Below are 11260 nucleotides of genomic sequence, written 5' to 3' on the forward strand. Positions count from 1 at the left end.
CTTTCCCGCGGGAGTCGAGTAGCCCTACGCTACAATCAGTTAAAATGGAAATATATTGGCAAAGCGGTAACGAAAAAGTCCTTTTATCGCTCAATAATAAACTTATTTTTTCATAATCAACACGCCTGTTCTTTTATAATGTAATTAAATCGAGGCATTGGAATCGCCCAGTTCAGTGAAAATTAAAGAGCGTAGAATTATTTATCCCCTCCAAGTAAAAGTGTTTTAGATCGTTATATTTACAATCTGGGCATGTCCAATATTTAATGACAATATAATAGTACAGTTGCCTACATTAATTGGTAGTACATTTGCAAAGTAGGAAAACTATAACTTACTACTCGGTGAGAAAGGATAGGATGGAATGAATATTGGGAATAGCGTAGCGCTTATTGTAAGTCTGATTTTTTCAAGCATTTTGGTTCGTACCATATATCGCGTTTTTGTGAAAAAGAAAGTACCTACTATGAGCTATACACCATATGATGACGCCATGAATGGAGGAGGGAAACCTGGCAATTGAACATTTAAGTGAGGTGAGTGGTACCATTCTCAAAAAGTACGGTAATTTTAACAGGTGCCGGCTTCATTTATATTAGTAAATACTAGTATTTACTGAAAAAAATCCAATCGTTTTGATTAATCTTTTTTCAAAACAATTGGATTATTTTAATGTAAAATCAATTTTTTTAAGTGATAAAGTTCAGGCTGCCTTTTTTGCCGGGTATCCGATGAGGATAGCGATAATTCCACAGATTCCTATAAGGACTGGATAGAAAGAGTATTGCAGCATGCTCACAGGTGATATTCCGGCTACGCTTGCGGCTGCCAGGAATTGGGCTCCGTACGGCAGAAGGCCTTGGATCGTACAGGAGAAAATATCTAATATACTTGCGGACTTTCTCGGCTCAATCTCATACTGTTCAGCAATATTTTTTGCAAGCGGACCAGCAATTAAAATAGCGATCGTATTATTGGCCGTAGATAAATTAGTTAAGCCCACTAGGCCAGCAATTCCAAATTCAGCACCTTTTTTCGATTTAATTCTTCGTGTCGCAAGGTGGAGCAGAAAGTCAATTCCTCCGTTAAACTTAATAACCTCCACCATGCCAGCTATTAATATCGCAAGAAATGCCATTTCATACATGCCGGCCATTCCTTCGCCAATCTTTTGGAAAAGGCTCATTAAATGATAGCTGCCATCCGCTAAGCCAACAGCACCGGCGAGAACAATCCCAAACGCCAGAACTAGGAAAACGTTCATTCCAACTAACGCTAAAATAATAACTAAAACATAGGGAACAATTTTTACCCAGCTATAGCTTAAATGCTCCACTTGTGCCGTTTCACCCATTGTAATAACCCCTAAAATAATGCTCGTTACAATAGCTGCCGGTAACACAATCCAAAAATTCACCTTAAATTTATCTTTCATTTGTGCGCCTTGTGAACGAACGGCAGTAATTGTTGTATCCGAAATAAAGGATAAATTATCGCCAAACATCGATCCGCCAACAATCGCTGCCATTACTAAAGCCATGGAAAGTTCGATATGCTCGCTTATCCCAACTCCAATTGGCGCCAGTGCAACAATCGTTCCTACCGATGTACCCATTGACAGGGAGATAAAGCAGGCAATGATGAACAAGCCTACGACAAGCAAGTTTGACGGGACGACCGATAAAGCAAAGTTAACAGTGGAGTCCACTGCCCCCATGCCTTTTGCCACCGATGAAAAGGCCCCAGCCAAGAGGAAAATAACAACCATTAGCATGACATTTAAATTTCCTGCGCCTTGGCAAAAAATATCAACCTTTCGCGAAAACGATTCTTTTCGATTCATCGCCAGAGCCACAGCGCCTGAAATGGCAATGGCTACAATGACAGGAAAGGCATAAAAATCACCTGTAATAACCCCTGAACCAATAAATAAAATCAAAAAAACAACAAATGGGATGAGCGCCCATGGATTCTCTTTTTTCATTGTTTACCCCCAACAAATAAAATTGGACACGTCTGTTGTCCATTCTTCTTTACGAAAAAAAGCCTCTTCTTGTTATGACAAGAAGAGGCCTTATATCTATAAAACACTCCTCTTATCTATCAAGCCTTTGCCTGCTGGATTTGGCACAGTAACTTAATCATAAGTTCCGCTGCCGAGATATCATCGGGCCAGTCCCTCCATCTCTCTTGATAAGAAGCAAATATATTATTTTTTTTCACAATAATAAATATTAAAATAAAAAATCGATATTTGCAACATATTTTTAATCAAACTTTATTTCAAAGCTATATTCTGAAAAAAATATTGAGGAAATTTGAACAAGTAACAGAGGTCAGAGGGGAGGAAACTGCGATTTTTTGAAATAAAAGAAGTGTTGAAACAATGGCTACTTTTAAAAGGAGGCGCCCTTGAGACATCGAGGGGCGCCTAAAACATTTGTGGTAAAAATTCCGTCATAAAGCGTTGATTTTTACGTAGCCATATTTTTAAAATCATACGATGTGTTAGAAGTCGTTGCCTTTTATGTGGTCTAGCTTTTGCCTCTACTAAACTCTGTAGTAGAGTACATGTTTCTGTTGCAAATGCTTGAGGATCGACGAGGACATCAAGTTTATAATCAATTAACTGTGCAGCCTGTACCTTTGCAAGTAATTGTGCAAAGCGGGTATTCATTTCTGGAAAGTTTTCTTCTAGTTCTAGGTCGATTAAAGTATAAAGTGTTTGTTCAATTTCAGCTTCGAGCGCTTCTAATTGTTCAATTGTTGGCAGTGTCAAAACATCACCTCTAGTTTCTCATAAATCTGCTACACAAGGAAAAAGCCAAGTGCCGCGAAAAGTAAACCGAATAAAACTGTAGTGCCTATATAAACAATCGCTTGTCTCCATTTTTTCTGCTCCAAGAGCTGCAAACATTCAAAACCAAATGTTGAAAAAGTCGTATAAGCTCCTAAAAAACCAATTCCTATAAAATGCCAAATCCAATCACTTGGATGTAATGCAAATAGAAAGCCAAGCGCAAAAGAACCCGTTATATTAATAAAAAATGTTGCCCATGGGTATGTATGAACAATCAATTTTCCTAGATAAAATCGCGTTAATGCACCCAAAAATCCACCGATACCAATAACTATCATACGATACGCCCCTTTGCTAGCTTAAATCCTAGCCATGCACAAGCTAAACCGCCAAAAACACTCATTAAAATATAAAGAACGGCTTGTAACCACTTACTATCCTGCAAAAGTAATAGCGTTTCTAAAGAAAAAGTAGAAAAGGTCGTAAAGGCACCGAAAAAGCCAGTCCCAACTCCTAAAATAATAGGCGTACGCTTTGTAAACGTAGTAAATAGCCATGCTAAACAAAAGCAACCAATTAAGTTCATGCAAAGTGTTGCAAATGGAAAACCACCATTATTTGAAAGTGCTAGACCGAGGCTATATCGACAAATGGCACCCAAAAATCCGCCAATCCCAACAGCTAAAAATGATTTCAACGTAAAGGCTCCTTACTAAAATGTCTATATTGAAAAGTGTATCATGAGAAACCCATTTTAGATATATTTCTATAGTTATATGGATGCAAATATATCAAAGAGAGCTCATATGGACAATAACATGTTTTTTTTCGTTCGATCTTATACCGTTGACTAGCTTTTTGCCAAAATACTTCGTAGTTAATGTCCCTATATCATCTCTTAGTATGTATATAACTAACAAGGAGCATAATTATTATCTCAGTAGTTCTGAACGAGGAACTCTTTAGTATTTAAACACTGAAAATCCGATAACGGTTAATCCGTTGACGGAAAACCCGCTAACGGAAAAAACGTCAATACTAATTAATAATTAATTACTAAATAATTAATTACTAAATAATAAATTACTAAATAATAACTATTATTATAATAGACCCGATGCCTTGAAAAACACACTGTAAAATTTAAAACAGTAAACGATGTTTCAGTTTGCGTTCGTGTCGCTTATATTCAACTTGCACCGATGAATGTTGAAGTGAGCAAAGATGGACGGCATTTTCACACCCTTAATGGAAAACAGGAGACAGTCAAGAGGATGGAAATCTAGCAGGGGTTAGCTATTCTTTGATTTTATTGGAAAGGTGGGTGATAAATTAAAAAAGTTAGGCGATAAATTTAAAAATTAGGGCGATAAACCTTGGAATTATTCCGATAAATTGATTTAGACCCTATCGAGCTAGGTTTGTTCGATAGGGTCTTCCAGAACTTTTCAGCGGGTGTCCGGACTTCCACTGAAATAGAGGAACCTATAATTGAACTTTAACATTGTCAATGACAGTATCAAAGTCCTTATTGGCATCGACACTTTCCGTTATTGTAAAAATATAACCATCTGGATCTTTTAAAGTTAATTCTTTTGCATTCCATGGTTGAATTGTTGGTTGTTGAATAATATTCGTTTTATTTTCCAGTGCGGCTTGATAAATACTATGAATATTACTAGAGAATAAATTAATAATGACTGAGTCAGAGGCGTTGACTTCTGCAGCCTTTATTAACATTAAATCTTGGTACTTTGCGCCTCTTAAATGTGTCATTGATGTTGTTTCGTTACCATCTTGAAAATCAAATACTGAAGTGAAATTTAGTACGTTAATATACCATTCCTTTGACTTTTCAATATCTCTTACTTTTAGCTTTACGAATAAGGGCATTTGATAAAATTCATTCATGCTTGCTTCCTCCTTTAGGTTCATTCAAACTAACCATAAAGGTTTACGTCGCGTTAAAGTCAATATAAAAAAATATAGTATTTAATGCTAAATTTATGTTCCTCGAATGATTTACTCCTGGATATTAAATTTAGCAATTCACTGCTTTAAAGCGCTAATTATTTCCTGAAAAACGTAAAAAATAACAGTGAGTTAGTTGACAAATATTTCTAAAGTGTGATAATCTTCAAGAACACTATAACAAACTTAAGTAAAGGAGGACATGACGATGTTAATTTTATCAGTATCATATCAAAGCACAACTGCATACATTGTCCATGTCTTCTAATATTTTTATTTTACATTGCAATAAAAGGCATGGGTTACACCTTACCTTTTATGAAGAGACACATGCTCTTTTTTTGGGGTATGTGTCTTTTTTGTTGCAAAAAAGGGTTGTAGTGATAACAAAAAAGGGAGTGCATGTGTATGCGAAACAAAGTACAAAAAATGATTTTCATCAAGAAATTTATGGATAGTGGGTAGCACAGTTTTAACAGCACTAGAGAAAGAAGGTTATAATGTATGTTTGATGTTTTAAGTAAATTAAGCTGGTTTTTTAAGAAATACTGGAAGCAATATACTATAGCCGTTTTGCTATTAATGATAGCAAGTGGCTTAGAAGTTGTTCCACCGTATTTACTAGGGTCAATTATTGATATATTGACTGCTGGAGAAATGACATCAGCTCTTTTGACGAAGTATATTTTGATTTTCGTGTGTATCATGATTGGGGGATATGTCCTTAATTTTGTGTGGCAATTCAGATTATTTGAAGGGGCTATTAACCTAGAGAAAATTTTACGTCGAAACCTTATGCAGCATTTTTTACGCATGACACCAACGTTTTATGAGAAAAATCGTACCGGAGATTTAATGGCCCGTGCGACGAATGATTTAAACGCAGTGTCGTTGACGGCTGGCTTCGGGATTATGACACTGATTGATTCCACAATCTACATGGGCTTTATTATTTTTGCCATGGGTTTTATGATTTCGTGGAAGCTTACTTTTTTTGCAATGCTGCCAGTGCCGATCATGGCCATCCTTATTCAATATTTAGGGAAAATTGTGCATGAACGCTATATGAAGGCGCAAGATGTTTTTGGAGAGCTGAATGATAGTGTTCTAGAGTCGGTAGCAGGTGTGCGAGTTGTACGGGCATACGTACAAGAAAAAAAGGACGAAGCAAATTTTGCGGAGATGAGCGAGATTGTGTATGAAAAAAATATGCATACCGCAAAAATTAACGCCTTATTTGGACCGATTACCAAGGTCGGTACTGGGATTAGTTATGTTGTAGCGCTTGGCTATGGTGCTCATCTAGTAGCGGCTGATGCTATGACAGTTGGGCAGCTTGTAACGTTCAATGTTTACTTGGGGCTAGCAGTTTGGCCAATATTTGCAATTGGGGAACTTATCAATGTGATGCAGCAAGGTAACGCTTCTCTTGATCGTGTACAGGAAACGCTAAACTATGAGGCGGATGTTCGGAATATTGTGAATCCACAAACGATTATGACGCCAAATGCGATTGGCTTTGATGATTTAACATTCCAATATCCGATGAGTCAGGTGAAAAACCTCCAGGAAATTTCGTTGTCGTTGAAAAAGGGGCAAACACTTGGGATTGTGGGTAAAACAGGTGCGGGTAAAACGACCTTCTTGCGACAATTATTACGTGAGTATCCAATTGGCGAGGGTCAGCTATCGATTGATGGAGTCGATATTACTGCACAAACGAAGGAACAGCTACTCGACTGGATTGGTTATGTTCCACAGGATCATGTTCTATTCTCACGTACTATTCGTGAAAATATTTTATTTGGGAAAGAAGATGCTACACAGGCTGAATTGCAGCAGGCGGTTCGTGCAGCATACTTTGAAAAGGATTTAAACAATTTACCAATGGGCCTTGAGACACTTGTTGGTGAAAAAGGTGTATCTCTATCAGGTGGTCAAAAGCAACGTGTTTCAATTGCGCGTGCGCTTATTAAAGACCCTGAAATTTTAATGCTTGATGACTCGCTTTCTGCTGTAGACGCCAAAACAGAGGCAAGAATTATTGAAAATATACAGCGAGAACGACAAGATAAAACGACGATTATTACGACGCATCGTTTATCAGGAATTCAGCACGCCGATTTAATTATCGTGCTAGATGAAGGCCAAATTGTAGAGCAGGGAACACATGAGCAGCTACTTGCACAACAAGGATGGTATAAAGAGCAATTTGACCGTCAGCAGCTAGAAGGAGGTGCCTCATGAGTACGAGTCAACGTTTAACACGCTATGCAATGTATTTTAAAAAACCGATACTACTTGGACTGTTTTTCTTAACAATCGCCGTCTTTACGGAGCTTGTTGGGCCATTTATTGCGAAGCATATTATTGATAATTACATGACAGTTGGTCGCATTGAATTAAAACCAATTACTTGGCTGTTACTTGTCTATTTACTTTTAGCAATAGCTACAGCTGTTTTACGCTATTTTATGTATATTTATTTACAAATGGGTGCCAACCGTGTTGTACAAAAATTACGTAAAGATGTATTTGAGCATATTCAAACATTGCCAATTCAATACTTTGATAATTTACCAGCGGGGAAAATTGTAGCCCGTGTAACGAATGATACCGAGGCTGTTCGTAATTTATATGTTCAAGTACTTTCAAACTTCGTTACGAGTTTAATTTCTATTGTGGGTGTGTATATCGCACTCTTCATTTTAAATTGGAAAATGGCATTCTTAGCATTGGCTATGGTACCAGTCGTTTATTTATGGATGATTTTATACCGTAAAGTTGCTTCGAAATATAATGATGTGATCAGAACGAAAATTGCCGATATTAACGCAATGATTAATGAATCGATTCAAGGGATGACGATTATTCAAGCATTCCGTCGTGAGCAGCAAATGACGAAGGAATTTGATGACATGAATAATGAGCATTATGCATATGAACGTAAGCTGCTTTTCCTTGATTCTGCAACTTCCTTCAACCTTGTTAATACATTAAGACTTCTTATGTTTACCATCTTTATTTTTTACTTTGGTACACAGTCATTTACAGCAACGGAAGTTATTTCTGCGGGGACATTATATGCCTTTGTCGATTACTTAACGAGATTATTTAATCCGATCACGAATATCGTCAATCAATTTTCTCAGCTTGAGCGCTCACTTGTTGCAGGAAAGCGTGTTTTTGAGGTGTTAGATATTAACGGGGAACCAGTATCTGAAAAAAGTTTACCTCGTTATAAAGGAAATGTGGTGTTCGAAGATGTTTCCTTTGCTTATAAAAATGATGAGTACGTATTGAAAAACCTTTCATTTGAAGCACACCAAGGTGAAACAATTGCTTTAGTAGGCCATACAGGATCTGGGAAAAGTTCTATTATGAACTTATTGTTCCGTTTCTATGACCCATCTAAAGGGAAAATAACGATTGATGGAATTGATATCACTTCGGTTCCTCGTCAAACAATGCGTGAACATATGGGTATTGTTCTACAGGATCCATACTTATTTACAGGTACTATTGCTTCAAACGTCAGCCTGAATAATCCTACAATTTCACGTGAAAAAATAGAAACTTCATTAAAGGCTGTTGGTGGGGAACGTGTTTTAGCGAACTTGCCAAATGGCTATGATGAGCCTGTTATTGAGAAGGGGAGCACATTGTCGTCTGGACAGCGCCAGTTAATTTCCTTTGCGCGTGCGCTTGCCTTTGACCCTGCTATTTTAATTTTAGATGAGGCTACTTCTAATATAGATACGGAAACAGAGGAGATTATTCAGCATGCGATGGATGTGCTGAAAAAAGGACGTACAACATTCATTATCGCTCACCGACTTTCTACTATTAAAAATGCAGATCGTATTCTTGTCTTAGATCGAGGTAAGATTGTTGAGCGTGGCACACATGATGAGCTATTAGCACAGGGCGGCATTTACGAAAAAATGTATCAAATGCAGGCGAATTCATTGCAATAATTTATATGGAAAATGGTATAAATGAAGCCCCACTTTATGAAAAAAGTGGGGCTTTCTATTTAAGATTTTACATTTTTAAAGACATTGACAACAAAGAACAGCACTGAAATTGCCACTGCGATACCACCACCAGATACAAAGAGCTCAAATAACCAGCGTGGTACATCCATATAAACCATCATCATACCGACTAAGAGGAACGGCAATCCGATATTGTAAAACCAAAATTGTGCTTTGGCCAGTCCTGTCTCGGCTGCATCTTTATATATGGAATAAATTAAACCGATAAAACCAGTTGTTAGCCAACCCATCACACCGATGTGTGCATGTGTCGCCTTCCATTCGAGCTGAATTGTATAATGCATAAACAGTCCAAAGGCCAAAACAATCACTAAATATAAGACTGAAATCTTTATCCATTTAGCACCCATTTATAAACAACTCCTTTCCCGAAATGATTTAGCTAGCTATTACAGTTTATTCCTGTCGAATTAAAAAGATGACACATTAATCTTTGTAACATAAAAAAGTGTTTTATTGTAAAATGCTAATTTTTTCCGTAGAATAAAATCATAAAAAGTAGAAATTTGCCAACTGGAGGATTTATGAAAAAGAAAGTTATTTTTTTATTAATGATTTTAATGGTCTGTTACTCGACCATCATCTTTGGTGAGAAGGCAGGTGCTAGTGAGCAAACGATGACAACAAAAGTGAATAGCGTTATTGCGAAAAATTGGAAGAACAACGAGTACAGCATTACCGTACGAGATATAGATACAGGGAATGTGCTTTACAATAATAATGGTGACAAAATGATACGCCCTGCTTCTACACATAAGCTTTTAGTTAGTGCAGCTGCATTGGATTTATTAGGACCTGATTATCGCTTTGCTACGAAGACATATGTCGATGGATCAATTGAAGATGGTGTACTTTACGGTAATATCTATTTACAGGGCGGGGGAGATCCAACGCTTTTACCTAGTCATTTAGAATCATTCGCCAATGGATTGAAAAAAATGGGTATCTCGAAAATTACGGGTTCCTTAATCGGGGATGATACTTGGTTTGATGCAGATCGTTTACCGAAGGGAATTGTACCTCAAGAAGAGGATCAACCTTATGCTTCACGTATTTCAGCGTTAACGATTTCGCCAAATGATCAATATGATATTTCTACTGTGCAAGTGAAAGTGACAGGTTCAAAGGTTGGCACTACGGCTAATGTTCAGCTTGCTCCGTTTGCAAGTACAATTCCCGTTGTTAATAAAACAAAAGTTGTTAAAAAGGGCGAGAAAAGTACTGTAAAAATTACAAGAGAATATGGTACAGATCGAATCATTGTCACTGGTAACTTACCAGTAGGTTCACAGAAAAATACATATGTAACTGTTTTTAATCCAACTCAGTATACACTCGATGTATTCCGTGAAAAATTAGTAGCAAAAGGTATCCAATCAATGCCTCTTGAGACTGGGAAAGTACCTGGAAATGCACAGCAAGTAGGTATTTCGTATTCAAAGCCATTAACTGATATTAACTTTAAATATTTAAAGTTAAGCCTTAATGGCATGGGAGACATGTTGACAAAACAACTAGGGCGAGAGCTACTCGGGGAAGGAAGCTGGCCGGCTGGCATCCAAGCCATTCGAACATACGGTAATGATATTGGGCTTACTATGGATCAGTGGTATTTTGAAGATGGTTCAGGTTTAAGTCATCAAAATCGAGTTAATAGTATGCAAGAAAGTCTATTATTATATAAAGTTCGAAGTAAATCCTGGTATAACTCATATTTAAATGCATTACCGTTAGCAGGTGGAAAGGGCAGCCTTGTTGGTGCGACTTTAGAAAATCGGATGAAGGGCTATAGTGTATCTGCTAAAACAGGCTATATTTCTGGAACATATGCTTTAAGTGGTTATGTAAAAGGAAAAAGTGGCAAGTGGTATATCTTTAGTATTTTGACACAGGCCAATAAAACTTCAGCTATCCCAACTATTGATGAAATTGTCAAACAGATTGCTAATGAAATGTAAGGAAATTGAACAATTTAGTTCAATTGGTTTAATGTTAAAGTAAATTATTATTCCGCTTGCTCATGCACCAGGTGTACAAGCATGGGCAAAAAAGCAATACATTGTGAAACACTATAAAAGTCTAATAGTAAGCTGAACTAATATAAACGATTAGTTCAGCTTTTTTGCTCATCACTATAACGTGGGGGGATTCGTAAATTTCAGCAAGTATTGATGGTGGAAATTATCCAATATACAGCGATGAGTATTCAACGATATTTCGATCAATATAACTTTAAACTTTATAATGATTAATCTAAAATGACATTAGCAAAAGGCTCAGGGTACTATATAACGCTGTTGAGCCTTTTACTTATGTCATTTATTAATTTTGCGAGGTTTCTTTTCTAGAATTTCGGGCTCATCACCAAAATCCGGGGATGACAAAATCAATGACCTGTTTCCAAACGTAAACGGAGGAAAAGATGGGCATC

10 protein-coding genes and 1 riboswitch are annotated in these 11260 nt (G+C 37.0%); of the genes, 4 read left to right on the top strand and 6 right to left on the bottom strand.

Annotated elements, in window-relative coordinates:
- The first annotated feature begins 364 nt into the window (after positions 1-364).
- Entirely contained in the window at positions 365-523 is a 159-nt protein-coding gene (locus tag AMS59_RS26985; protein ID WP_156304631.1) for a DUF3951 domain-containing protein, read from the top strand.
- Between the two features lie 180 nt (positions 524-703).
- Here the strand turns inward: AMS59_RS26985 and AMS59_RS11805 are convergent, their stop codons facing one another.
- From AMS59_RS11805 to AMS59_RS11825, 5 genes are all read right to left on the bottom strand, one after another.
- Positions 704-1984 (bottom strand): Na+/H+ antiporter NhaC family protein, encoded by a 1281-nt coding sequence (locus AMS59_RS11805; RefSeq protein ID WP_053483938.1) that lies wholly within the window; start codon positions 1982-1984, stop codon positions 704-706.
- Between the two features lie 109 nt (positions 1985-2093).
- Positions 2094-2200, bottom strand: a riboswitch (SAM riboswitch).
- A 231-nt stretch (positions 2201-2431) separates the two neighbouring features.
- Positions 2432-2779 (bottom strand): hypothetical protein, encoded by a 348-nt coding sequence (locus AMS59_RS11810; protein WP_053483939.1) that lies wholly within the window; start codon positions 2777-2779, stop codon positions 2432-2434.
- A 29-nt stretch (positions 2780-2808) separates the two neighbouring features.
- Positions 2809-3138, bottom strand: coding sequence for a fluoride efflux transporter CrcB (gene crcB / locus AMS59_RS11815; protein WP_053483940.1), 330 nt, complete (start codon positions 3136-3138; stop codon positions 2809-2811).
- Positions 3135-3497 (bottom strand): fluoride efflux transporter CrcB, encoded by a 363-nt coding sequence (crcB, locus tag AMS59_RS11820; protein WP_053483941.1) that lies wholly within the window; start codon positions 3495-3497, stop codon positions 3135-3137. Before crcB (AMS59_RS11820) ends, crcB (AMS59_RS11815) begins: the two co-directional genes overlap by 4 nt.
- Before the next feature lie 788 nt (positions 3498-4285).
- Positions 4286-4711, bottom strand: a complete 426-nt coding sequence (locus AMS59_RS11825; RefSeq protein WP_053483942.1) for a VOC family protein — start codon at positions 4709-4711, stop codon at positions 4286-4288.
- A 564-nt stretch (positions 4712-5275) separates the two neighbouring features.
- Between AMS59_RS11825 and AMS59_RS11830 the strand changes: the two genes are divergently transcribed.
- Positions 5276-7018, top strand: coding sequence for an ABC transporter ATP-binding protein (locus AMS59_RS11830; protein ID WP_053483943.1), 1743 nt, complete (start codon positions 5276-5278; stop codon positions 7016-7018).
- The gene (locus AMS59_RS11835; RefSeq protein WP_053483944.1) at positions 7015-8748 is read left to right on the top strand and encodes an ABC transporter ATP-binding protein; all 1734 of its coding nucleotides are present in this window, start codon (positions 7015-7017) and stop codon (positions 8746-8748) included. Before AMS59_RS11830 ends, AMS59_RS11835 begins: the two co-directional genes overlap by 4 nt.
- A 59-nt stretch (positions 8749-8807) precedes the next feature.
- Here AMS59_RS11835 and AMS59_RS11840 read toward each other — a convergent pair whose 3' ends face one another.
- Positions 8808-9179, bottom strand: coding sequence for a hypothetical protein (locus tag AMS59_RS11840; protein ID WP_053483945.1), 372 nt, complete (start codon positions 9177-9179; stop codon positions 8808-8810).
- 174 nt (positions 9180-9353) lie between these two features.
- On the opposite strand from AMS59_RS11840, the gene dacB reads away from it, so the two are divergent.
- Positions 9354-10787, top strand: a complete 1434-nt coding sequence (gene dacB, locus AMS59_RS11845) for a D-alanyl-D-alanine carboxypeptidase/D-alanyl-D-alanine-endopeptidase (protein WP_053483946.1) — start codon at positions 9354-9356, stop codon at positions 10785-10787.
- Positions 10788-11260: the final 473 nt, after the last annotated feature.

The sequence above is a fragment of the Lysinibacillus sp. FJAT-14745 genome, assembly GCF_001275675.1.
GTDB lineage: Bacteria > Bacillota > Bacilli > Bacillales_A > Planococcaceae > Lysinibacillus.

What these genes read in the sequence shown, in the direction of transcription:
- AMS59_RS11805 (WP_053483938.1), bottom strand. Translation starts at nt 1,984, where the DNA reads ATGAAAAAAGAGAATCCATGGGCGCTCATCCCATTTGTTGTTTTTTTG.
- AMS59_RS11835 (WP_053483944.1), top strand. Translation starts at nt 7,015, where the DNA reads ATGAGTACGAGTCAACGTTTAACACGCTATGCAATGTATTTTAAAAAA.
- AMS59_RS11825 (WP_053483942.1), bottom strand. Translation starts at nt 4,711, where the DNA reads ATGAATGAATTTTATCAAATGCCCTTATTCGTAAAGCTAAAAGTAAGA.
- AMS59_RS11830 (WP_053483943.1), top strand. Translation starts at nt 5,276, where the DNA reads ATGTTTGATGTTTTAAGTAAATTAAGCTGGTTTTTTAAGAAATACTGG.
- AMS59_RS11840 (WP_053483945.1), bottom strand. Translation starts at nt 9,179, where the DNA reads ATGGGTGCTAAATGGATAAAGATTTCAGTCTTATATTTAGTGATTGTT.
- AMS59_RS26985 (WP_156304631.1), top strand. Translation starts at nt 365, where the DNA reads ATGAATATTGGGAATAGCGTAGCGCTTATTGTAAGTCTGATTTTTTCA.
- dacB (WP_053483946.1), top strand. Translation starts at nt 9,354, where the DNA reads ATGAAAAAGAAAGTTATTTTTTTATTAATGATTTTAATGGTCTGTTAC.
- crcB (WP_053483940.1), bottom strand. Translation starts at nt 3,138, where the DNA reads ATGATAGTTATTGGTATCGGTGGATTTTTGGGTGCATTAACGCGATTT.